This is a genomic window from Microthrixaceae bacterium (assembly GCA_023957975.1).
Classification (GTDB): Bacteria; Actinomycetota; Acidimicrobiia; order Acidimicrobiales; family Microtrichaceae; genus JAMLGM01.
This window is the reverse complement of record JAMLGM010000004.1, coordinates 145,976-170,325: the sequence shown is the minus strand read 5'-3', so window position 1 is coordinate 170,325 and position 24,350 is coordinate 145,976. Positions and strand designations below refer to the sequence as shown.

16 protein-coding genes and 3 tRNA genes are annotated in these 24,350 nt (G+C 66.9%); 10 read left to right on the top strand and 9 right to left on the bottom strand.

Annotated features, from left to right (window positions below):
* Positions 1 to 16: 16 nt before the first annotated feature.
* Entirely contained in the window at positions 17 to 805 is a 789-nt protein-coding gene (locus M9952_07655) for a hypothetical protein (protein ID MCO5312790.1), read from the bottom strand.
* A 94-nt stretch (positions 806 to 899) separates the two neighbouring features.
* Positions 900 to 2,405, bottom strand: coding sequence for an HAD-IB family hydrolase (locus tag M9952_07650; protein MCO5312789.1), 1,506 nt, complete (start codon positions 2,403 to 2,405; stop codon positions 900 to 902).
* Between the two features lie 296 nt (positions 2,406 to 2,701).
* Here M9952_07650 and M9952_07645 point away from each other — a divergent pair, with 296 nt between their 5' ends.
* The gene (locus tag M9952_07645; protein ID MCO5312788.1) at positions 2,702 to 3,619 is read left to right on the top strand and encodes a LysR family transcriptional regulator; all 918 of its coding nucleotides are present in this window, start codon (positions 2,702 to 2,704) and stop codon (positions 3,617 to 3,619) included.
* A 163-nt stretch (positions 3,620 to 3,782) separates the two neighbouring features.
* Positions 3,783 to 5,060, top strand: coding sequence for a citrate synthase (locus M9952_07640; protein ID MCO5312787.1), 1,278 nt, complete (start codon positions 3,783 to 3,785; stop codon positions 5,058 to 5,060).
* A gap of 72 nt (positions 5,061 to 5,132) precedes the next feature.
* Here M9952_07640 and M9952_07635 read toward each other — a convergent pair whose 3' ends face one another.
* Positions 5,133 to 6,437, bottom strand: coding sequence for a hypothetical protein (locus tag M9952_07635; GenBank protein ID MCO5312786.1), 1,305 nt, complete (start codon positions 6,435 to 6,437; stop codon positions 5,133 to 5,135).
* A 160-nt stretch (positions 6,438 to 6,597) separates the two neighbouring features.
* On the opposite strand from M9952_07635, the gene M9952_07630 reads away from it, so the two are divergent.
* A complete protein-coding gene (locus M9952_07630) occupies positions 6,598 to 7,695 on the top strand; it encodes an acyl-CoA dehydrogenase family protein (GenBank protein ID MCO5312785.1) in 1,098 nt (365 codons plus the stop codon).
* 59 nt (positions 7,696 to 7,754) lie between these two features.
* Here M9952_07630 and M9952_07625 read toward each other — a convergent pair whose 3' ends face one another.
* Together M9952_07625 and M9952_07620 are read right to left on the bottom strand one after the other, a co-directional pair.
* Positions 7,755 to 7,961, bottom strand: a complete 207-nt coding sequence (locus M9952_07625) for a GNAT family N-acetyltransferase (protein ID MCO5312784.1) — start codon at positions 7,959 to 7,961, stop codon at positions 7,755 to 7,757.
* 220 nt (positions 7,962 to 8,181) lie between these two features.
* Positions 8,182 to 9,141: an alpha/beta hydrolase gene (locus M9952_07620; protein MCO5312783.1), complete on the bottom strand. Its 960-nt coding sequence runs from the start codon at positions 9,139 to 9,141 to the stop codon at positions 8,182 to 8,184.
* A 113-nt stretch (positions 9,142 to 9,254) separates the two neighbouring features.
* On the opposite strand from M9952_07620, the gene M9952_07615 reads away from it, so the two are divergent.
* Complete coding sequence (locus M9952_07615) at positions 9,255 to 11,606, top strand: CocE/NonD family hydrolase (protein MCO5312782.1); 2,352 nt, start codon at positions 9,255 to 9,257, stop codon at positions 11,604 to 11,606.
* Positions 11,607 to 11,641: 35 nt separating this feature from the next.
* Here the strand turns inward: M9952_07615 and M9952_07610 are convergent, their stop codons facing one another.
* Positions 11,642 to 12,250 carry a hypothetical protein gene (locus M9952_07610; GenBank protein ID MCO5312781.1) on the bottom strand — a complete coding sequence of 203 codons (609 nt, stop codon included), beginning with the start codon at positions 12,248 to 12,250 and terminating at the stop codon, positions 11,642 to 11,644.
* A gap of 102 nt (positions 12,251 to 12,352) precedes the next feature.
* Positions 12,353 to 13,582: an acyl-CoA dehydrogenase family protein gene (locus M9952_07605; GenBank protein ID MCO5312780.1), complete on the bottom strand. Its 1,230-nt coding sequence runs from the start codon at positions 13,580 to 13,582 to the stop codon at positions 12,353 to 12,355.
* Positions 13,583 to 13,661: 79 nt separating this feature from the next.
* Here M9952_07605 and M9952_07600 point away from each other — a divergent pair, with 79 nt between their 5' ends.
* From M9952_07600 to M9952_07590, 3 genes are all read left to right on the top strand, one after another.
* A complete protein-coding gene (locus M9952_07600) occupies positions 13,662 to 14,054 on the top strand; it encodes an RNA-binding S4 domain-containing protein (protein ID MCO5312779.1) in 393 nt (130 codons plus the stop codon).
* A gap of 34 nt (positions 14,055 to 14,088) precedes the next feature.
* On the top strand, positions 14,089 to 16,170 hold the full coding sequence (locus tag M9952_07595; protein ID MCO5312778.1) for a DEAD/DEAH box helicase: 2,082 nt from the start codon (positions 14,089 to 14,091) through the stop codon (positions 16,168 to 16,170).
* Positions 16,171 to 16,539: 369 nt separating this feature from the next.
* On the top strand, positions 16,540 to 17,448 hold the full coding sequence (locus M9952_07590; protein MCO5312777.1) for an LPXTG cell wall anchor domain-containing protein: 909 nt from the start codon (positions 16,540 to 16,542) through the stop codon (positions 17,446 to 17,448).
* 207 nt (positions 17,449 to 17,655) lie between these two features.
* Here the strand turns inward: M9952_07590 and M9952_07585 are convergent.
* A tRNA-Val gene (locus M9952_07585) sits at positions 17,656 to 17,729 on the bottom strand.
* A 112-nt stretch (positions 17,730 to 17,841) separates the two neighbouring features.
* Positions 17,842 to 17,912 (bottom strand) — tRNA-Cys (locus M9952_07580).
* A 101-nt stretch (positions 17,913 to 18,013) separates the two neighbouring features.
* On the opposite strand from M9952_07580, the gene M9952_07575 reads away from it, so the two are divergent.
* The 3 genes from M9952_07575 to M9952_07565 all read left to right on the top strand — a co-directional run bounded on the left by M9952_07575 (position 18,014) and on the right by M9952_07565 (position 24,047).
* Positions 18,014 to 22,615, top strand: coding sequence for an FtsX-like permease family protein (locus M9952_07575; protein ID MCO5312776.1), 4,602 nt, complete (start codon positions 18,014 to 18,016; stop codon positions 22,613 to 22,615).
* 68 nt (positions 22,616 to 22,683) lie between these two features.
* Positions 22,684 to 22,759, top strand: a tRNA-Gly gene (locus M9952_07570).
* 163 nt (positions 22,760 to 22,922) lie between these two features.
* Positions 22,923 to 24,047: a tyrosine-type recombinase/integrase gene (locus tag M9952_07565; protein MCO5312775.1), complete on the top strand. Its 1,125-nt coding sequence runs from the start codon at positions 22,923 to 22,925 to the stop codon at positions 24,045 to 24,047.
* Positions 24,048 to 24,350 lie beyond the last annotated feature (303 nt).

The following is a 24,350-nucleotide window of genomic DNA, read 5'->3' as shown; positions in this document are numbered from 1 at the left end:
TGATCACGACCACTGGTTATCGGAGAACGGCCTTTTTGGCAGGGTCCTCAGCGTCGGCACCGGCATCGGCATCGGCGGTAACGGCGGGCTTGTCCTCGTCGCGCAACTGCTCGTAGACCGACTCATAGGCCGCATCGGGCCAGGTCAGCAGAGCGTCCACGAACACCGACTTGGCGATGTCGCGGGCGGTCACCACGAAATAGGTCGCCCAAGCCGACACGCCGAGGAATTTGGCGCCGTCTTCGACCACGTTCATCGCGTCGCCCGGAAGGGGCGCCCAGATCGCATCGACCGCGTAGCTCATCGCCATGCCCGCAGCGGCAGCGACCAGAAGGTGCGTGTGCGTACGGCGAATTTCGGTGCGCCCGGCCCACGCCCAACCCAGCAACGCCAGCCCGATGAGGGCCTGACCGACCGGCTTCGGGATCGCAAACTCTGACGGCAACAGCACGGCGTGCAGCATGAACAGGTCGTCGAACAACAACACCGCCCCGACGACTCCGCCGCGTCGCAGGAACCGTCCGGCACTATGGCGGCCACCGAGTTCACAGATCCAGGAACCTGCGAACGCCGCCACCACCGCCACCGTCCACGCCAACACGCCCAGGTTCGACACGAGGCCCGTGTACCACTTGGCCCCGATGGTGAACGCCGGATCCATGAGGAGTTCCGAGGCGCGAGCGGACGGTTGACTGGCGACGGCGGCAATCACCAACACCCCGACGCTCCAAGCGATGAGCAACGGAACCGCGACGTTCGCGCGTTCCTTCAGGGATCGTTGTTGACGACGTTCATGGGTGGCCATGAGGTCCCATCGGCAGATCCACCCGCGAAATCAAGGGGTTCCGCGAGATTTTCTGGGCCGAATGGCCCGCTGGCGCCAGCGGCCGCGCCGAGTCTCAGTCTTCGCCGGGTCGACGGTCGCTCTCGTGCTCAAGATCGTCGTCGAGGGAACCCGATTTCGAAGCTCGCCGAATCTCCTCCGGGGTCGGCTCGCGCCATTCTCGGGCCGCCGCCGGCAACTGCCGCATGATCGCAGCCATGATGCGTTCGGTGTCGTCTTCGAGCGACTTGTGGGCCAGTTCCACCGGCGGGCCAACGCGGATCGACACGGTCGGCGGATGCAGAACGTTGGTGACGTTGGGCAGCTTCGACGACCGCGGCCACACCTGTTCTGTGCCCCACAGCCCGACGGGGATGACCGGAACCCCCGTCGCCTGGGCGAGTCGAGCGGCCCCGTATCGCCCTTTGAGGACCGGGTCGAAGAACGCTCGGCCCCGCGGAATGGTTCCCTGTGGCATCAGGGCCACGAGATCGCCGGCCTCGAGCGCCTCCTCGGCGGCGCGCAGCGGTGCATCCGAGCCGGTGCCCCGATCGACTCGAATCCCACCCATCGCCCGAGCGACGTCGCCGACGAGGGGGGCGTCGAACACCTCCTTCTTGCCGAGGAACCGCACCTGGCGCCCACGTTTCGACAACACGACGGCGATCGCCAACGGGTCGAAGTAGCTGCGGTGGTTCCCGACGATGATCGCCGGGCCCGCCTCGGGGATCCGTCGGGTGCCATAGGTGCGAAACGACACGAACGGCAACAACTCCGGTCGGGCCAGCTGCAAGGCGAGCTGTTGGGGTTCGTACCCGGCGAAACTCGGCACCCCGGGTGGGGTGGCCAGCGACCGTATCGGCCAGCGCCGCAACAGCGCCACCGCCGCGAGGCGGGCGTCGGGGTTGACCGCATGGGGGTGGCCGACCATCGACAACAACGGCAGGTCGAAGTAGCTGTCGCTGTAGGCATAGGAGTCGGCGAGGTCGATTCCGGCCTCATGCGCCCAGGCATGGACAACCTCAGCCTTACCCTTGCCCCACACGTAGGTCCCCTCGACGGTGCCGTCGAACACGACCATGCCGTCGTCGCGGGCCTCGTCTCCGTAGCGGGTGGCGAGCACGACGTCGACGCCGAGACGCTCCGCGAGCGGCGCCACAAGGTGATGCGGGGTGGTGGTCGCCATCACGATCGCTCGGCCGGCGGCTCGGTGTTGGGCGATTTCGGTGATGGCGTAGGGCAGGATCTTCGACATCAACTCGTCGGTCGCATCGAGTGCTGCCGCTTCGACCGCGGCGCGGTTCCATCCCTTGGCGAGGCGCACTCCCTGTTTGGTCAGCAGCATCGTCGGGCGGTTCTCGCCGAACAGGTCGAACATTTTGAACAGCGCCGGCTCGATCGGAAGTTTCGGCGAATTGATGACCCCGTGGCGTCGAAGGGCGTCGCTGAACACCGGACCGCTTGCTCCTGCAAGCAACGTTCGGTCGAGGTCGAAGATCGCTGCGCTGGAGAACTTCGGAGTCCGTGCCCGGCGTGGCGGGCGCTTCTTCGCTGGACGTGATGCTGATGCTGAGTCGGCCACGCCCCGACGCTATCCGTTGAACCCCGCCTCCACACGGGGTTCTTCGCGCAATATGCGAGGACCCGACCCATCCGGGCAAAACAGCCGAAGGACCGGAGGGGGGATCCGGTCCTTCGGGGTTGGTCTTCCGCAGAGGGGGGATTCTGTCGGAGACCGGCGGCCCGGCTCGGAGGGGGGTCCGTTCGCCTTGGCCGCTCTTGTGAGGTTCAGTATAAACAGCTGCAAGCAATCTTTCCAGCAGTTGTTGTCGATAGTTGTGATCGCTTTTAGAGATATTGCGGGGTACGATCGGCACCATGGACCAACGACAGCTCCGAGCATTGCTCGCTGTCGGGGAACACCGCAGCTTCTCCGCCGCAGCGAAGGCCCTCAACACCGTTCAATCCAACGTGAGCACCCACGTCGCCCGGCTCGAACGAGAACTCGGTGTGACGCTGATCGATCGGGCGGTCAACGAACTCACCGCCGAGGGTCGGGTCGTGGCCGAACGCGCCCGCCGCATCGACCACGAATACGAGGCGCTCGCCTCCGACGTCGCGGCGATGCGAGACGTGGTGACCGGATCCGTGCGCATCGGAATCATCGGAACGACGGCCCGATGGATCGTGCCCGGGTTTCTGACCCGGCTGAAAGCGCACTACCCCCAGGTTCGCGTCGTCATTCTCGATGCGACCACCTCCTCGCTGGTGTTGCATCTCGCCGGCGGGCAACTCGACCTCGCCATCGTGAACACCCCGGTCGAAGACCCCGAACTCAGCTCCGAGGACCTCTTTGTCGAACAACGCATTCTGGTGGTGCCACTCGAACATCCGCTCGCGGACCGCGACAGCGTCACCCTCGCCGAGGTCGCCAAACACGAGGTGTTGATCTCCGCGGTCGGAACGAGCTTTCGTAGCGAACTCGACGAGGCGGCCGAACGGGTCGGCGTGCGATTCATCTCGAAGGCGGAGATCGACGGGATGCGACTGCTGGCATCGCTGGCGTTCAGCGGCTACGGCGCCGCGGTGCTTCCCGCGTCGGCGGTGCCGGGAACACTCGATGGCGCCTGGCGTCGAGTGATGATCTCCGACATCAGCACCCGTTCGGTCGGGTTGGCGCGGCGCCGTCGGGGACTGCTGAGCCCGGCCGAACGCGCCGTTGCCGAGGTGATCCGCGAGGTGGTTGCCGACGAGGTACCCCAGCAACCGGGTCTCGCCCTCACCGGCACCCCCTGACCTGCCTGTTCTCCGATAACCAGTGGTCGTGATCACGACCACTGGTTATCGGAGAACGGCAGGTGGGGATCGCCCACGAATGCGGCGGGCGCGAGGTCACGAGCAGATGAACACTTCGTGCGCTGCACGCAGGTGGCCCCGAGGCCGCCGCCCGGGACGTAAGATGAGGCACGTGTCAGATTCCATAACGATCACCGACAACCGCACTGGGGAACAGGTCGAGGTCCCCATCGTCAACGGAGCCGTCGACGCGAAGGCCTGGGCGAAGCTTCTTCCGGGGATCTGGTTCCTCGACCCGTCCTTCGGAGCGACGGCGGCCACCGAGAGTGCAGTCACCGAACTCGACGGCGAGGCGGGCATCCTCCGCTACCGGGGCTACCCGATCGAACAGCTCGCCGAACATTCGAGCTATCTCGAGGTCGCCTACCTGTTGATCTACGGCGAACTGCCCACCGCAGAGCAGTTCGAGAAGTGGCGCTACGACATCGTGCACCACACCTACATCCACGAAAATGTGCGCAAGCGGTTCATGGAGGGCTTCCACTACGACGCCCACCCGATGGGCATGTTGGTGTCCTCGGCCGCAGCGCTGTCGACCTTTTATCCAGAGGCGAAGAACATCGAAGACCCGGCGAATCTCGATCGCCAGATCGTGCGACTCATCGCCAAGATGCCGACCCTGGCCGCCGGCGCCTACCGGTTCTCGGTCGGGATGCCGTTCGTCTACCCCGACAACAGCCTCGATTTCACGTCGAACTTCCTGTCAATGATGTGGAAGATCGCCGAACCCCGCTTCGATGCCCACCCGGTGCTCAGCCGTGCGCTCGACATCTTGTTCATCCTCCACGCCGACCACGAGCAGAACTGTTCGACCACGGCGATGCGCACGGTCGGCTCGTCCCACGCCGATCCCTACTCCTCCACCGCAGCCGCCGCGGCCGCGCTCTACGGCCCCCGCCACGGCGGAGCCAACGAGGCCGTGCTGCGCATGCTCAACGAGATCGGCTCGGTCGACAACGTCGCTTCGTTCATCGAGGCGGTCAAGCAGGGCAAGGGCCGGCTTCAGGGCTTCGGGCACCGCGTCTACAAGAACTTCGATCCCCGCGCCACGATCATCAAGAAGACGGCCTATGAGGTCTTCGAGGTGACCGGCAAGAACCCGTTGCTCGACATCGCGCTCAAGCTCGAAGAGGTGGCGCTCGGCGACGACTACTTCGTGAGCCGCAAGCTGTACCCGAACGTCGATTTCTACTCTGGCCTCATCTACCAGGCGATGGGTTTCCCGCTCGACATGTTCACCGTGTTGTTCGCCATCCCCCGCACCTCGGGCTGGCTGGCGCACTACAAGGAGAGCCTCGAGCAGAACAGCCGAATCTCTCGCCCGCGTCAGGCCTACATCGGCTCCGAGGTGCGCGACTACGTCCCGATGACGCAGCGCTGATCGAGCCCGCCGTCAATCCGGCGTGCGCTGCGTCAAACCGGCGTGCGCTGCGTCAAACCGGCGTGCGCTGCGTCAAACCGGCGTGCGCAATGCCAGCAGGTCATAGTCGTCGGACGCGTCGGTCACCTCGATGAGGACGTGGTCGCCGATGGTGACCGCCGCGTACCACTCGTCGGGAGATAAGCCCGGCACAGGAACCGGTCCGGTCGGGGTCACGAGGTTCCATCCCGCCGTCACGTTCCCGGGCAGCGTTTTCATCTCGGACGGATCGACCGGCGGGTCACCCGGAATCGTCGTCATCATCGACCCGAGGTCTGGCATCTGCAGGGAGAGCCCCACGAGCACGTCGGAGCCGAACTGTCGGATCCCTATGCGCCACCCGGCGAGACCGTTCACGAACCGCCCGACCTCGGTGAACGTTGCGTGTTTCGCCGCCTCGGCCGACTCGGTCCACCGGAGGTCTGACCAGAACGACTCCGAGGTCGGAACCACCGAGTAGTACCCCTGCGGAGTACACAACGCCTCCGACGGGGTGAACTGGGTCGGGACGTCACCCCACGACGGCAGCTCCTGCCAGGCCGCGCCGTCGAATGCCCAACTCGATACCTTCATGTCGGAGACGAAGGTGGTCGCTGGGGTCACGAACGCGAGCAGATCGGAACCGATGAGGCAGATGCCGGCTTGCTCCGCCGGGCCGTCGATCACCTCGGAGAACGACCCGGTCGACGGATCGAAGGACGCGATCCGTGGGACGCGGCCGGTGGTCTCGCTCGCCAGCCATACGAGTCCGCCGTCGACACCGATGACCGACGGACTCGCGGGCGAAAAGTCCTCGAGTTTCTTGGGTAGCTCGTGGCGCGTCCACGACCCCTCGCCGGTGTTCCAGGACAACACGACCTTCGCCCCGGAGCCACCCCAGCTGCAGAACTCGATGCCGACGGCGGAAACCTCGGGACCGGGCGGGCAATCCTGTCCGACGACGACCACGGTCTCCTCGTCCGGTCCGCCGACCACTGCGCCGCTGCCCGCGCCGAGCCCGGCTTTCACCGGCAACTCGGGCAGCAGTTCATAGGCGCCGGTGGAGAAGCGAAACAGCGCCGCCTCGAGGTTGTGCGGGCGCGGCCGCTCATATCCGTCGACGCTGTTCCCACCCCCGGCCACGAGGAATCCGCGGCCATCGACGAGCGGAACGATGTTGTAGCGATCCCACTGGCCGACCGGCGGGTCGGGCAACTCGACGACCGCGAGCGGCACACTCAGGTCGACCGCGTCGGGGATGGCGGGGCGCTCGCTGCGTCGAACGAGGACGAGTGCCCCCGAGAACAGCGCCACGACCGCAGCGATCCCGACTCCGACCAATATCTTGCGGCGCCACATGGTGGGTCACATTACGGCTCGATCGACGTCGCCCCATCAAAACCGACGGCGATCCGGCAAACTTTTTGCCGGAAGCGACATCTGGTGTCGCTTCCGGCACAAAGTTTGAGACGGCCGGCGGGAAGCTCGTCGTCAGCGCCGGCGGCGCTAGGTTTCCGCCATGGACTTCTCGATGTCGCCCGCGCTGCTCGAACTGGCCGACGAGGCCCGTACGGTTGCCCGCGAGTTCACCGCCGATCTCGACATCACTGAGGATTCCTGGCTTCGCGGCGTCGATGTCAAGTTCCCCCGGGTCATGGCCGAACACGGCTGGTTGGGTATGACCTGGCCGACCGAGTGGGGTGGCGGTGGGCGCAGTGCGCTCGAACGATTCGTCGTCGTCGAGGCGCTCATCTCCGAAGGCGCTCCCCTCGCCACCGCCTGGTTCGCCGATCGCCAGATCGGCCCGACGCTGTTGCAGTTCGGCACCGACGCCCAGCGTCGCGAATTCCTCCCCGACCTCGTCGCCGGCAGCTCGAAGTGGTGCGTGGGCATGAGCGAGCCCGATGCCGGTTCCGACGTTGCCTCGCTACGGACCCGAGCCGATCGCGACGGCGACGATTGGATCGTGAACGGCTCGAAGGTGTGGACCTCGGGGGCCGCGGAGTCGGACTGGTGCTACCTGATCGCCCGCACCGACCAGAACGCGAAGCCGCACGCCGGGCTGTCGGAGTTCATCGTCGATCTGCGCTCCCCCGGCGTGGAGATCCGCACGATCCACGACATGAGCGACGACCACCACTTCTGTGAGGTCATCTTCGACGACGTGCGCATCGGGGGCGACCGCCTTGTCGGCACCGAGAACGCCGCGTTCAAGCAGATCATGCGTCAGATGGAACACGAGCGCGGCGGCATCGATCGGCTGGTGTCGAACCGTCGCCTCTACCTCGACGCCCGCGACCGGGCCGACATCTCCGACCCGCGGGTTCGCAACGAGATCGGACGGCTCGAGGGTGGCTATCGCATCGGACGCCACCTCGTGTTGCGCGAGGTCATGGGCCAGGCACCGCAGGGGTTCTCGGCGGTGACCAAGACCTGGTGCACCGAGTTCGAACAGCGCGTGGCGGAGTTCTGCGTTGCGTCGTTCGGGGCCGAGGCCATGTTATGGAACCGCGCCAGCCGCAACATCTGTTACGCACCCGGCTACACGATCATGGGCGGCACGACGCAGATTCTGCGCAACATCATCGCTGAACGAATCCTCGGCCTCCCCCGCTGACCGCGGTCACCGACCGCGGTCAGCGATCGCGGCCGCCGACCGAGCCCGTCACCACCCGCTCACCGGGTGCACCAGAGCCGGTAACCGAGCACGGTGTGGCCCGGTTCCCACCGCGAGGGCCAGGACCGCTCATATTCGAATCCGACGCGTTCGATCATCGCTCGGGAGCGTTCGTTCCACCCCAGGACGTCGACGGTGACACTCCTCGCCCCGAGGCTGGCGGCGAGTGCGACCCGGTGCCGCAGCAACGACGAACCAAGCCCCATCCCGGCGTCCTCGACGAAGGTGCCGTACGCATGCGCCAGACGACCGACGACGCGATGACCGGGGCCTGCGACAGGTCACCCAGCGATGACGCCGAGGACGCCGAGGACGGCGATGGCGATGGCGACGGCGATGGCGATGGACATAGCGTCAGCACACCCCGAAGCAAACAGCCCGCCGCACGCTTCCACCACCAACGACGAGTAAACGTTCAGCGAACAGCTAGAGCCGTGGCGGGAGCAGCGGAACCAACAGCTCCGCGAGGCGCAGCGGATCGTCCCCCTGCACCGAATGTCCGGCCCCCTCGACGACGACCACCCGGGCGTCGGGCTGACGGCGCAACAGCTCGGCCACGTCCTCGTCGTCGACCACCGGCGAGGTCGACCCGCGTACCAGCAGATACGGAGCGGCGACCGCGCCCACGTGGTCCCACAGGTCGTCCATCGGAGGCATCTGGTCGATGTCGAGCTTGCGGCGGTCGTAGTTCCACTCCCAGCTACCGGCGTGTTTCCCCTCGACGACCCGATGCGCGTTGTGCAGGATGCCGCGGCGCAGCGACTCGGGGGTGCGGGTGGGGTTGAACTCGACGGTGCGGTCGAAGATCTCGCCGAAGGTGGCGAAGTGTTGTGGCCCGGCGATGAAGGCGTGGATTGCGCTCGCCTTGTCGGGGTTCACCCCCGGGGTCACGTCGACGATGACGAGGTTCGATACGAGATCGGGACGCGTCGCGGCGACGACGTTCGCGCTCAACCCGCCGAGCGACATCCCCACCAACACGACGTCGCGCACCCCGAGGGTGTCCATCGCTTCGGCGACCGCTGCGGCGTTGCTGGTCGGGTCGTACCATCCGTCGTCTCGACGAGAGGAGTGGCCGTGGCCGGGCAGGTCGAAACACAGCGCCGAGCGTGCCGACAACTCCTGGTCGAGTGCCAACAGCACCGTGTCCCAGGTGTGTGCGTTCTGTGCCCCGCCGTGCAGGAAGACCGCAGCACAGTCGTCGAGCGGACCGGTCCCCCAGCGAAGCCCGCTCAGAACCCCACCGCCGCTGAGGCCGACCTCGATGCGCTCGACGGGAACCGGGGCCGGCAATTCGAGGCCGTACTCGGTGCAGTTCTCGGCGAAGTAGGCCATTTCGTCGTAGACGAACTCCGCGTCATCCGGTGTGGGTTGGGCCGCTGACATCGGCCCATCATGGCACCGCGACGGTGCCCCGGACCCACGTCGTGCCCGAGTAGTGTCGCCTGCGGCCGCCGGAGACACCTCCGAGCGCAGTCCGATCTCGAGGGGGAGAGCCGATGGGCGTGATGAGTCTGAGGTCGACGCGGACGGCGACGGTCGCCATGGCGGTGGCGGCGCTGTTGATGACCGGAGCGTGCACCAACACCGACGAGGGTGGAACCGACTCGGACACCGAACGCATCGAGCTCATCGACTCGGCGACGGCCTCGTTCGTCGTGACGGGTTCGGTGAACCAGGTCTTCGTCAGTGACGCCAAGCCCGAGGAGGAACTACTTCTCGTCGATGCCGACGGCGCGGTCGTCGACACCGCCACCACCGACGACCAGGGATCGCTGATCTATCGACTCGTCGACGAAGGCGACAACATGCGGGTCGTCAGTGCGCAGGACAACACCGTGCAATCCGAAACGGTCGACGTGCTCGACGCGGACGAATCGCAGCCCGATCAGAGTTTCTACGACAACCAGACCCTTACCGAGGGGTTCCACTACATCACCACCCGCGACGGTACGACCCTGTCCGCCGCGGTGTATCTGCCCCCCGGCGATGGCCCCTTCCCCACCGTCGTGGAGTATTCCGGCTACGACCCGAGCGACCCGACCCAGAACCTGCGCGGCACCGTGGAGGACCTCGGCCTCAACCCCGACGACCTCTGTTCCACGATCAAGATCATCTGCGCGAAGCCCGCCCAGCCGAGTTCGTTGCTCGCTGCGGCCGCCGGTTACGCAGTGGTTGCGGTCAACGTGCGCGGCACCGGATGTTCGGGCGGGGCCTACGACTTCTTCGAACCGCTGCAACTCCTCGACGGCTACGACGTGATCGAGACCGTCGCCGCCCAGGAGTGGGTGCGCGGCAAGGTCGGCATGGTGGGGCTCAGCTACCCGGGCATCTCGCAGCTTTTCGTCGCGTCCACCAATCCGCCGAACCTCGCGGCGATCACCCCGATGTCGGTCTTTCACGACACCGCCCGCGGCGTGTTGTCGCCCGGGGGCATCTACAACGAAGGGTTCGCGCTGTCGTGGGCGGACAACGTGTTGGACGACGCCGTTGCGTTCGGCCAGGGCTGGACCGAGACGGTGACCGAAGGTGGCGACACCACGTGTGCCGCCAACCAGCGGTTCCGCGGCCAGAACGTCGATGCCACCAAGAAGGCGCTCGCCAACCAGTACTACACCGACGACGTGGCCATGCCGCTCGACCCGTCGACCTTCGTCGATCGGATCGATGTGCCGGTGTTCATGACCGGGTCGTGGCAGGACGAACAGACCGGCCCGAGTTTCTCGCGGCTGTGGGACCGATTCACCAAAGCGCCGGTCACGAAGTTCATGGCGATGAACGGGGCTCATGGTGACGGTTACTCCCCCGAGACCTATGCGGAACTCAAGATGTTCCTCGATTTCTACGTCGCTGGGCAGCGCACGCCGTTGCCCGACTTCCTGCGCTCCCTCGGGCCCTCGCTGCTGGCCGACACCTTCGGGGTGACGGTTCAGTACCCGCCGGAGCGTCTGATCGACGGGGAGTTCGACGACCTGCGCGCGCAATACGAGGCCGAGCCCGATGTGACGGTGCTGTGGGACCGCGGCGGCGACCCGTCCAACCTTGGCGCCCCCGAATCGTTGGGCCGAACCCAGTTCGACACGTGGGCGGATCGAGACGTCGCTGCGCAACGCTGGTTCCTCGGCCCGGGCGGCCGACTCGACGACGCGACGCCGACGGCGTCCGGCGGCTTCACCTCCTTCAATACCGACCTCGCGCGCGCCCAGCGAACCACCCTGCCCGGCGACCGGATCGACGAGGCCTTCGACGCGCTGCCGACCTACGACTGGGTCCAGGACAGCGAGGGGGCCGCGGCGGCGTTCCAAACCGAACCGCTCGAGCGCGACACGGTGATTCTCGGCGGAGGCTCCGCGGATCTGTGGATCCGGGCCGATGGCGAGGAGGCGCACGTGGGCGTCACGCTCAGTGAGGTTCGCCCCGACGGCACCGAGGTGTTCATCCAGGTCGGCCAGCTGAAGGCCTCGCGGCGAGCACCCGGGCCGAATGCCACCGAATTCGATCCCGACCACACGCTTCGCCGTGAGGACGTCGAGGCGCTGAAACCCGGCGAGTGGACCGAGGCGAGGGTGGAGATTTTCCCGGTCGGCCATGTGCTGCGCGCCGGCGCCCGCCTGAAGCTGAGCGTCCACACCCCCGGCGGCGATCAGGCGCGTTGGGCCTGGATCATCGATGACACCGAACCTGCGAGCATCGATATCGGCACCGACGCGGCGCATCCCTCCTCGATCGTGTTGCCGATCGGAAATGCGGTCACCGGGTATCGCCCCGAGTTCCCGGCGTGTCCCGGATTGCGGGCACAGCCGTGCCGCGCTGCCCAGGCGTTCACCAACACCGATCGAAACGGCGACTGATCAACGCGGCCCGAGCGGGCCGCGGGCAACGCTACTCACACCGCCATCGGCCGACGGCCAAGAAACGCCCGCAGTCCGCCGGCGCCGTTTCGGCCGCGTTCGCCCCAGCGTTCCAGGAGTTCCTCGAGGTCGTCGCGGTCGAGCATCGCACGGTTCATCATCGTCGAGGTCAGCTCGACCGCATCGTCGCTCGACAGCGAACCGAAGGCCTGCATGGCCAGCAGCGCCGGCGACACGATCGGCACGCCGCCGAGCAGTCGCTGTTGTTCGAGCGGCACCTCGTCGACCCGGTGCAGGCGGGCGACCCCTCCGTGTTGGCGGCGTTTGGAGGTGGTGGTGACGTGCACGAGTTGGTCGTCGCGTTCGTACAGCCCGTACAACATGGCGGCGCTTCGGTGCGACACCAGGGTGCATCCTCCGAGTTCGAGCACCGCGATGACACAGCGCTGTTCCAGGGTCGACTCGGAGTCGACTCGCCGGTGGAGCCGGCTCGACACCTGCTCCCAGCGCGGGTCGGAACGGAACCGCAGTTCCGCCGAGGCCGAGCCGAGAAGTTGGCGGACCTGTTGCACCGTCACCACGCCGCGTTGGGCCTCGGCAACGGATTCGAGCAGGTGTTGTTGAAGGTCATCCACGCGTTGCATGGCGCCCATGAAAGGCGACCCGATGCGGCGTGCCTATGGGGGACGTCCCCCTCCCAGACCCGAGGACCGCGGGCGGGTCAGCGAGCGGGCAGGAGCTCGCCGTTACAGCGGCAGGTCGCCGGTGGCGCGGCGGGTGGAACCCTCGTCGCGGTACGCGGCGATCGTGCGCTGGGCGATGCGCATCTGATGCACCTCATCGGCACCGTCGGCGAACCGTGCCCAACGGGCGTGCTGATACATGTGGGCCAGCGGCGTGTCGGTCGAGTAGCCGAGGGCGCCGTGCACCTGGATCGATCGGTCGATCACCCGGTTCAACATGTTGGCGACGAAGTGCTTGGCCATCGACACCTCGCTTTTGAACTCCAGGCCGTTGTCGATGCGATAGGCGGCGTGCAGCACCATCAACTTGGACTGATACAGCTCCATCGTCGAATCCGCGATCATCCACTGGATCCCCTGCTTCTCGGCGAGGATCGAACCGTGGGCGTAGCGGTTCAGCGACCGATCGACCATCATGTCGAGCGCGGTTTCGGCCTGGGCGATCCAACGCATGCAGTGTGCGAGACGGGCCGGGCCGAGGCGGTATTGACCGAGCAGATGCCCCTGGCCGCGGCCGCCCAACATGTTCGCGGCGGGCACTCGGAGATCTTCGATGACGATTTCGGAGTGTCCCGATCCGCCGTGCATCGTTTCCACCTCGCGCACCCGGTTCCAGCCCTCCGACGGGATGTCGACGAGAAACGCCGTGTTGGCCGCCTGCGGGAGATCGGGGTTGTCCTCGGTTCGGCACACCAGGATGGCGAACTGTGCCCGGCGGGCATTCGAGATGAACCACTTGTGCCCGTTGATAACCCATTCGTCGCCGTCCTGGACCGCGGTCGTCCGGATCAGCGTGGGGTCGGATCCGGCCACCTCCGGTTCGGTCATGGCGAAGCAACTCATCGCCATGCCCTCGCACAACGGCTGCAGGTACTTCTCCTTCTGAGCGTCGGTGGCCCAGTGCAACAACGTGTGCATATTGCCCTCGTCGGGGGCCATGCAGTTCAACACGAATGGGCCGTAGTACGTCTTGGCCGCCTCGGCCTGAACCATCGCCAGCTCCACGTGGCCGAGGCCCATGCCACCCCATTCGACAGGCATGTGCGGCAACCACAACCCCGCAGCGCGAGCCTGATCGCGCATGGAGAACAGCAGGCGCACGTACTCGTCACGTTCGATGTCGTCGGGGTTGCCGATCCGCGCCTCGCCGGGCTTGACGACCTCGTCGATGAACGCTCGCACCCGCAGCCGGAGGTCGTCGAGTTCGGGGGTGAGGGTGAAGTCGATGGACATGTGGCCTCCGCAGGTCGAGTGGCGTTGGGTTCGTGCCACCGTAGGCCACGAGCGGTGCCGGACCGCTACCGTCGCGTGCATGGCCGATTCCGCTGTTCTCGATTCCGTTCGGGTGGACTCCTTCTTGTGGGCGATCCGGCTGTACAAGACCCGTTCCAGCGCGACCGACGCGGTGAAGGGAGGCCACGTCCGGGTCAACGGTCACCCGGCGAAGCCGGCGACGAAGCTGAAGGTGGGCGACCGCATCGAATGTCGGGCACAGGGCCGAACGTTTGTGGTCGAGGCGGTCCGTCTGCTCGACAAGCGGGTCGGCGCCCCGGTGGCCCAGAGCGCCTATGTAGATCACAGTCCGCCGCCGCCTCCGCGCGAGTTCGTCGCTCCGCCGGCGGTGCGCGACCGTGGCACGGGTCGGCCCACGAAGAAGGAACGTCGCGAGATGGACAGATTCCGTGGAACGGGCAGGGACCGCTAGGCTCGGTCGTCCCCCAGATTTGAAAAACCGGTTCATGAACGACACCACCTCTGCCGCTTCCGGCAGCGACGACGATGCCCCCGATACGCCCGATGCGACCTCCGATGACGCCGGTATCGATGACCTTGAGTTGAGCGACCCCGTGCTGGCCGCGCCGCGTGACCGCGGCCGCGCCGCGTTCGAAGAAGACGACGAGTCCGACGACAACGACTCCGACGACGAAGACGACGACTCCGACGAGTCCGACGAGTCCGAAGGCGACGACGATGACGACGACGATGCGTCCGACGAAGATGACGAGCCCGAGCCCGACGACGACGAAGACGACGAAGAAGACCAGCCGCAGCCGCCGGCCGCCCGCGGATTTGCCGCACTCGGCCTGAACTCCAAGCTCCTCGAAGCGCTCAGCGACCTCGGCTACGACGAACCGACCCCGATCCAGCGCGAGGCTATTCCGCCGGTGCTCGCCGGCAACGATCTGCTCGGCCAGGCGGCGACCGGCACCGGAAAGACCGCAGCGTTCGCCCTCCCCGTGCTCGAACAGCTGGCGCAGCGCAACCAGGGCCGCAACCGCGGCGACACGGCGATGGCGCTGATCCTCACGCCGACCCGCGAGCTGGCGATGCAGGTGTCGGAGGCCATCGAGTCGTACGGCAGCCGTTTCGGTGCCCGGGTCGTGCCGGTGTACGGCGGCCAGCCCATCGGCAAGCAGCTCGGCGCACTGCGCCACGGCGTCGACGTCGTCGTGGCGACTCCCGGCCGCGCCATCGACCACATCAACCGTCGATCGCTCGTTCTCGACGACGTGTCGATCGTGGTGATGGACGAGGCCGACGAGATGCTCGACATGGGATTCGCCGAGGACCTTGAGGCCATCCTTGAGGCGGTGCCCGACCCGCACCAGACGCTGTTGTTCTCCGCCACCATGCCCCCGCGTATCGCTGGGCTGGCGAAGCGTCACCTCAACGACCCGACCCACATCACGATCGCCCGCGAGGTCGTCGCCGAGGGCGAGGCGCCACGGGTCAGCCAGACCGTTTACTACGTGCGTCGCAACGACAAGGCCGCAGCACTCGCCCGCATTCTCGACGTCGAGGTTCCCGAGGCGGCGATCGTGTTCTGCCGCACCCGAACCGAGGTCGACGAACTCACCGAGGCGCTCAACGGCCGCGGGTATCGCGCCGAGGGCCTGCACGGCGGCATGAGTCAGGAACAACGCGACCGCGTCATGGGTCGGGTTCGCGCCACGACTGCCGATCTGTTGATCGCCACCGACGTCGCTGCTCGCGGCCTCGACATCGATCACCTCACCCACGTGGTGAACTTCGACGTGCCGGCCGCTCCCGAACAGTACGTGCACCGGATCGGCCGCGTCGGTCGTGCCGGGCGCGAGGGGACCGCGATCACGATCGCCGAGCCGCGCCAGCAGCGGTTCATCAAGAACATCGAGCGCGTGACCAAACAGCACGTCACGATCGGCCAGATTCCGACCGTTGCCCAGCTGCGAACCCGCCGCAAGGAACTCACGATCGATAAGATTCGCGCCGAGCTCGTCGAACACCTCTACGAGGACTACCGCTCGATCGTCGATTCGCTGAGCGACGAGTTCGACGTTGCCGACATCGCAGCGGCTGCGGTGCGCGCCGCTCACGAGGCACTCGGGTCGACCCACCCGGAAAACGAAGAGGAAATCCACAACGTCGAAATGCGTTCGGAACGCCGTCCGGCGGGCAACGATCGTTTCCGCAAGGGAACCGATCGGACCCTGCGCGGCCCGGGCGAACGCCGTGGGTTCGACTCGAAACGTGGCGACCGAAGGGGCTTCGATCGCGACGGGGAACGGCCGGGAGATCGCCCGGTCCAGCCCGGATACAGCCGCATCTGGGTGAGCGCCGGACGCCGCAACGGTGTGCGGCCGGGCGACCTGGTGGGGGCGATCTGCGGGGAAACCTCGCTGCGCGGCAACCAGATTGGGGCCATCCGGATCACCGAGAACTTCTCCCTCGTCGAGGTTCCTTCCGGCAACGCGGATGAGGTGATCCGCAAGCTCGGCGACACGACGATCAAGGGCCGCAGAACGAGCGTGCGTCGCGATAAGGGTCCGCGTCGAGACTGACGCGGCCATCGCACGGATCGGCGCCGCGGGCGGCACATGGTGACCTCGACGAAGCCGCTCCATCGGCGCCGATTCCCGAGTTTCAGCACATTTCGCGTCACCTCAAAACCCTTGACGTGGCGACGTCGGCTCCGTAACACTTCCATCGCGGGCGCCTTTTTGAGACCGCCATCCCAGCGGTTGGGTTATTTCACCCACCTGAAGCCGATCCGCATCAAACGGAGGCGACCCGGGTAGGATGGGTCGCACGCCTCAGTATCTGAGCCGAGTGGCCCAGAGTCGTTCGACCCAGAAAAATGAGTTCGTCCGGATCCCCCCTCCGGACCTTGAATTTCTCATCACCGTTCTGTCACGGTGACCGAGAGCTACATGGGAGTTGCAGCAGTGAATCACAACCCAAGTCAGACCAAGTCAAAGCGAGTGCGGCTCGCAGCGGCATCGATCATCCTCGGTTCGACGATGATCGGCGCCCCTTTGGTCGCCGGTGCACAGTCGGAGGATCTCGTTCCGGCCACCACCGATACTTCGGCCCCGGTCGCTGCCGCCGTCGACGATGCTCTCGTGCCGGCCGATGTGGCATCGGAGAACATCAAGTTCACCTACGTGCCCACCGAGTCCACCGCATCGTGCATCTCCCGTTCGCAGGCGTTCGGCACCTTCCCACGGATTCTCGATCCCCAGTGGTCCAACCGTGCGATCCCGACCGACGCCACCTGGACCCTCGAGATCAACGCACCCGCGCCGCTGTGTTCGCCGGTTGCGGCCACCGCGGTCATCTACGACATGAAGACGACCAACCAGTGGCCCCAGACCCTGTCTGAGACCCTCGACGTCGTGTTCAAGGGCGCCGGCACATACACGATCGAGTTCACCAAGGTGTGCCGTCGGGTGCAGTTCGACCTCACCGACGGACGCAACCCCGAGCAGTTGAACACCGGCTTCGACCACACGCTGTTGTTCCCTGGCGACCTCGGCACTGCGCATCAGCACCTCGGTCGTGCCGCAGACTGTGAAGAGCCAACCACCACGACCTCCACCACGGCCGTCGCGCCCACCAGTGCCGCCCCGACGACAACCGTCGCCGTGGTCGACAGCGCAACCACGATTCCGAACGACGTCCGGGCAGCAACCACGGTGGCGCCGGGCAGCAACGGCAAGGTCGGAGCAGAATTGGCAGCGACGGGTAGCGACAACGTGTGGCTCGCCGTGTTCGGCGCCGGGCTCATCTTCCTCGGTGCTGCGCTGACCATGGGTCGCCGCCGGGTCGGCGACGCCTGATCGTCGTTCACAACTGAGTGAACCCGCTCAGCGGGGTGGAGCCGGCCACTGGTCGATTCCACCCCGCTTTGTCGTGTGGGCACCGTCGACATGTGTGCGCCGTCGTGCCGTCGAGTGCCGTCGAGTGCCGTCGTGCCGTCGAGTGCAGTGCCCGCCCACGCCTGAAAACGACGAAACCCCCCGATCGGTCGGGGGGTTTCGCTCTTGTGGGCCGTAAGGGATTCGAACCCCTGACCCCCTGCGCGTCATGCAGGTGCGCTAGCCAACTGCGCCAACGGCCCGTTTGGTGAGCGACACCTTAGCACCGCACCGATCGGTTGACACCAATCGCCACGGCGGTGTCGCCCGACACCTTCGCCCTCCGCACCACACGGATGCTTCGGGCGCCCTGGGAGGCGACGACCGGATTCGAACCGGTGTACAAGGCTTTGCAGGCCTCTGCCTAACCACTCGGCCACGTCGCCAGGGGCCATCACCCTAGCGCGCCCCGGGGCCGGATCGGCACTTCATTATCTCGAGGAGCTCCTGAGCATGGTCACATCCCCGCAGCGTTGCGGTCGGTACGATGTCGTCCACTGCGATCGGCGACGATCGTTTCGGACCCGAGCCAGAGGCACACGTGAGCGACGCTCCCACCGACAACGATGCGCATGAGTCGTTCGCGTCATCGGACGGCTCCTTCGGTGTACCCAACGTTGGGGTGCCGACGATTGACGTTCCGACCGTCGTTGTTCCGACCGTCGACGGGCCGATCTCCTCGGTGCCGATCGAACATGCCCCGTCCCCGAACTGGCCGGCCTCGGCGAGGGTCGACGAGACCCCATGGCCTCCTCCCGCACCGCGGTCGCGCCTTCGGCGCCGCACTGCACCGCCACCGCCACCGCCGTTACCCGCCGCCCGCCGGACTCAGGCACCGATCGATCCGCTGAGCGCTCCCCCTCCGTCGCCGAGCACCGCGCCGGTGCCCTTGCCTCCACCCGACGCCGCGCCGCTCGCCTCGGCCAGCGCCTCGCCCAGCGCATCGCCGCGGCAGGCGCCCGGCTCAGCGCTCGTGCCGGTTCCGCTGCCCACAATTGCTGCGAAACCCAGGAATGCCACTGAGCCGACCGTCGATGCCGAGCCGACCGTCGATGCCGCCGTCGATCGCGCTGCGAGCGGACCGGCTGGCGCACCTGTCGGCGCTGCGTTCCGCAGCGACCCCTCGTCACGCCCAGCTCACGAACGCCCGCGTTTCGGCGACGGCGAGCGGCTCTTCCGCACGGCTCCCCCGCGCCAGAGCGCCACTACCGGACCGAACTCCCGCGGGACCCGCGCCGCGCTCAAGACGCTGCTGCGCGAACGTCGCCGCATCGCGCTGTCGATCGTCGCCATCGCCCTCGGCGTCGGGTATCTCGCCGGGGCGTTGTCGCTACTTCACCGGGTCGGCAACGGACTCGCAATCCAGGCCGGGTCCACCGACGAACGCGCCGACATCGTCGTGCAGGGCGGCGTCGCCGCGAGCAACTCGCTCCAGGAGGTGCGACGTCTCGTGTCGGCGAGCCTCGTGCCGCTCATCGAGGAACTCGACCGGGTGGACGCCGTGGAGGAGCGCCTCGAGAGCCGCTCGACGGTCATTCTCGGCGCCAATGGAGAGCGCGTCGTCGGGCTGGGGCTCACCGAACGCCCGATGGGCGCGAATTTCCCGACCGATTCCGAGTTGAATCCGTTCCGGTTCGTCGGCGCGGGTGCTCCGCCGATCGCCGACGACGAGGTGGTGATCGATTCGGCCAGCGCGACCACGGGGCGACTGACGGTGGGCGACTCGGTGCAGATCGCCACGAAATCGTCGATTTCCACCTTCACGGTGACCGGGATCGTGGAGCCCACCTCGGGTGCCCTGCCCGCGGGAAGCTCGCTGGCCCTGTTCAACTCCGAGGTGGCGCGTCGGCTCTTCGATCTCGGACCCGACGTCAACGCGATCGCTGTCCGGCTCACGCCTGGCACCGACGTCGAAGACTCCATCCGGCTGATTCAGAACCTGGTCGGCCCGGCTGCCGAGGTCGTGACCGGCGAGGAGTACGCTGCCAATCGCGCCGAATCCTTCGAACGCAGTTTCGTGCTGATCCGCGCCCTACTGGTCGGATTCGCCGGGCTGGCGATCGTGGTCGGCTCGTTCACCGTGGCCAACTCGATGTCGTTGCTGTTCGATCATCGTCGCCGCGGCTTCGCCATGCTGCGCCTTCTGGGTGCGTCGCCCCAACAACTCACCCGGGCGGCCGTCGGCGAGGCGCTGATCGGCGGAGCGACCGCAGGCGCTCTGGGCGTGATCGTGGGTGTCGGCCTGGGCGTGGCCATCGAGGCGGTCATTTCCGCGACGGGCACACCGATTCCGGTCTCGGGCCCACTGTTGACCTGGTGGATTCCGATCATCGCCATCGTGGTGGGCATGGCGGTCGCGGTCGGAACGTCGCTGCGTCCGGCGCGCGAGGCGTCCAAGACGCCGCCGGTGGTGGCGGTGACGGGCGCCGACGTAGCGTCGCCCCAGGGCAGCGTGGGTTCGGCCATGGCGCTGATTCGAACCTTGGCCATCGTCGCGTTCGGGGCCTTCGTGAGCGGAGCGGTGGTCGGCGGTCGCACCATCGGTCTGGCCACCGCAGGTGCCGCCGTGGCGTTGGCGCTGGTATTGATCGCGCTGCCCCGCCTGCTGGGGCGCCTCGTCGGCCTCGCCACCTCGGGTCTGCTGGGCGACTCGGTGGCGCTTCAGCGGTTGAGCGCCTTGAGGTCTCGCCAGGCCCGAACTCGTGCGGCATCGACCACCGGGGCACTGTTGCTGGCCACCGCTGTCGTGTCGGGCCTCGCCATCATCGCGTCGAGTTTCATGCAGTCGATCGAGGGGGAGATTCGCGACACGATCACCGCAGATGTCGTGATCGATTCCCAGACCTTCACCTATGGCGGACTCGCGGCCGACCTCATCCCCACGGTTCGCACGATCCCCGGGGTGAAGTCGGCGACGCCATGGTCGGTGGGCCAGACCAGGATCGGTTCGACCAGCTACAAGATCGGCGGGGTGACCGGTTCGGCGCTACTCGACTCGGTCAACCCGGGTTGGATCGGACCGGAACCGATCTCCTTCGGCCCCGAGGACATCGCCGTCAGCAGCGCCGTCGCCGCCAACGAGGGGCTGCAGGTCGGCGACTCGACCGTCATCGAGTTTCTGAACGCGAGTCCGGCGACCTTGCAGGTGGTCGGCATCTACGACACCCCGCTGTCGTTGGTGCTCGGCGATGCGCTCATCGATCACGATCTGTTGAGCGAACGGGTGCCGCTCACCCAGAACGTGTTGGCGCTGGTGAAGTTCGATCCTGCGGCGAGCGACGACGCACGGGCCGAGACCCGCGCCGAGGTGGAACGGGTCGCGAAGCACTTCGATGCTGCCTCGGTCGTCGACCCGGATCAACTGGTGAGCGCCCGTTCGGCCTACTTCACGGGGTTCGCGAAGGTCATCCAGTGGATGTTGGCGTTCTCGGTGGTGCTCGCACTGATCGGGGTGGCGAACACGCTGCAGCTCGGGGTCAACGAGCGGCGCCGGGAACTCGGCCTTCTTCGGTCTGTCGGCGGAACCCGTGGGCAGGTGCTTCGTCTGGTGTTGACCGAGGCGGCCGCGTTGTCGCTCGTCGGATCGGTCGTGGGGACGGCGCTCGGCACGGCGATCGCCATCGGCGCGGTGCGGGTGCTTCGCGACTACGGGATGACAGCATTGTCCCTGCCCTGGCCGGTGCTGATCGCACTCGGACTGGGGGCGCTGGTGTTGAGCGTGTCGTGCGCGGTGGCGCCGGCGCTCGCCGCGGTGCGTATCGCTCCACTCGATGCCATCGCCGATCACGAGTCGCGGTCGTTGCGTCGCCGGTTGCGAGGCCCTCGCCGAGCCGAGCCGATCTCACGATCTGCGAAGGACGCGGATACGGTTGCATTCGGTGACGTTGAGGCGCGAGTTCCCCGAGCGCAGGAGTCTGGAGTCGATCAAGTGCGGTGCTTTGCATGCGGTAGTGAGCCCGGCGATCGGGATCACTGTGTGGTCTGTGGCGCCGACCTGACGCCTGCCGGTGCCGGTGCGGGATTTGGTGCCGTTAGTGCGGCTGCTGGTGCGGCTGGTGCGGCGGCCGGGGCACCACTTGCTCCCCCGGTATTCGGCATGGCGACGCCCGGGCCGGCACCGGTGGACGCCGTGGTCGTTACCCCACCCGCCCCAGCCGCTGGTGATGTTTCACCACCGTTGGTGGGCGCTCAGGCATCCACGCCGACGGACCCCGATCCAGCCGCTTTCGATCCCGAGTCCGCAGCGGCGCCCGAGTCCGCGGCGACGCCCACAGCGCCGGACACGGCGGATGCCGGACGAGTGCCTCGCGGCGCTTCGAAATTCGGCTCGAGGGTGAACGATCCCGCTGCGAGCCGCTCGCATCTGTTCGAACCCGGCGAACCGGAGGATCTGAGCGCTGCCGCCGACCCCGGCGCCACCGGACACGACGCCGAGGCGGACGAGTTCATCACCTCCCGTCGCGGCGTGTTTTCCGCGGGCGAGTCGACCGAGGTTGTGCCCGAAGCGACGATTCCGACCCCGTCGCGCTCGACCGGGGCTGGCACCAGCGCCGCCCCGCCGGCCTACGGGCGTCGTCGCGATACGGTTCGGCCGGTCTCGCAGTCGCCTCAGGACCGCACGTCGGCGTTCCACCGCGACTCGGGTCGCCGCGACGACGAGGTCACCGCGGTCGACGAACCCCTTCACGACGAACCCCTTCACGACGACGCCCATGGAATGGCCGGCGCGGTTCGGCGGCTGCGGGGCGAGAGCCGCATCGCCGGTTCGGTTCCGTTCGCGGTGACCGGGGCGTTGCTCGAGCCGGGCGAGATCGTGGAGGGAGTGCTCATCGGGCGCACGCTCGGCATGGTGACGGCGTTCGTCGTGACCCGCCAGCGGGTGCTGGTCGTGTCCGAGCGCGGATACACCCCCGACGTCGAGCACTTCGAGTTGTCGCCGAGGCTGCAACTCGTCGGTCGCCATGCCAACGGACTTGCCTCGATCACGGTGATCGACGGAACCCAGGTCGCGACCGTCGACCAGATTCCCGACGTCGACCTCGCCATCGAGATCGTCGAGACCCTGCGCGCTCGTCTACGCCCGCAGTGATCCCACCGGCCACCGACGCCCGAGTTGGCGCGCGCGGAGGTGGGGTCGGCTATAGTGTCAACGCTCTTGCGGACGTAGCTCAGCTGGTAGAGCATCACCTTGCCAAGGTGAGGGTCGCGGGTTCGAATCTCGTCGTCCGCTCCACAGAAACCCCCGACTCGTCGGGGGTTTCGTTGGTTCACGGCACAAGTGGCCCTTCCGCGCTCTACTAACTCGCTCTACTATCCCGTTCATGAGCGGCGCTTCAACGGCCGCACGGCGGGTGGCGCCGAGCGGTACCCGACGGAGAAAACGAGGCAGCGGAGGCGTGACGTTCGTCCGCGAGGGCGTCTGGCGTATCGACGTCGAGATCGGGCGGGACCCGGTCACCGGCGCCCGACGCCGGGTCTCACGCACGGTCGAAGGAACGGCAAGAGATGCCGAGGTTGCGTTGGCCCGCCTCAAAGTCGCGGACCACGAGCGTCGGCTTCCGTCCGGGGGCACCCGCGCTCATTCGGTCGGCGCCGCACTCGACCAATACTTGGAGTCGATCGATCAGGGCTTGATCGAACTCGCGCCCAGCACGATCCTGACGTCTCGTTCGGCGATCAGAACGATGAAGGCGATCGAGATGCCGGACGGACGCCCGTTCGGCAACGTCCGCCTCTCGAAGCTGGGGTGGCAGGAGATCGAGCACCTCTACGCTGGCATGCGCACCTCAGGCAGAGGGAACGACTGGATCCGACGATGCGCGACGGTTCTCGCGAGAGCCCTCGAGCTTGCCCGCAAGCGGGGTCTGCTCGATTCCAACCCTTCGAAGGACGCAACCCGCCCGAAGACGACCAGGACGAAGCCGTACTCCCCTACTCTCGACGACGTCCGCCATCTGCTGTTGGATGTTGCTGAGGTCGATCCGGAGCTGGCCGACGCCGCGATGATCCTCGCTAGCACTGGGATGAGGCGAGGTGAGCTCCTTGGCTTGCAGTGGAAGGACGTCGATCTAACGACCGGCGAGATCCATGTGGCAGCTGCCATCACCGATGGCGGTCCCGGCGTGGGCCTGGTGCGCAAGGCAACGAAGCAGTCCGACTGGCGCGATGTGCCGCTGACGACTCGAGCGGTAATTGCGTTCGAGGCGCAGCGAAACCGTCTGGGCACACGGCTCGGTAGGCCGACGAAGGTGACCGACTTCGTATTCCCGTCGGCCGGCTCGGCGCATCTTCCCCTGCGGCCCGAGTCGTTGACCGGGCGGTGGGCTGCCAGTCGAGGGACCTCGCCTATCACGCTCCTCCATCTGCGCCATTTCGCCGCAACCTCGATGCTCGATGCCGGCGAGTCCTACCGCACCGTCGCGGACATACTCGGCAACAGTGAGTCGACCCTGCGCCTGCATTACGACGGACGAACCGACGCCGGGAAACGTAAGGCGATCGCGGCGCTGGAACTCGGTTGAGACGGGCATCGTTCGTCGATCTGCGAGGACTCGCAGCCGCGTGGTTACGAGTCGGTCAGATGACTCGAACTCCGGCGGAAGGTGCGTGCAGCGGGTGTCAGCCAATGCCGGCGGCCCTCAGAATGCCCACGAATTGGGCGTTTCGAGGACTGGCGAGTTCGGCCGCTGTCGACCGCTGTTGGCGAGTTTCGGGAAGTGTGTGACCAAATTGTGACCACGCCTACTCCCGCTCGCACGACCGGTATTCTGACTTGCCGACCGGCCGACGACCGACCGCAGCCTTCGGACGTGTTCACCGTCGCC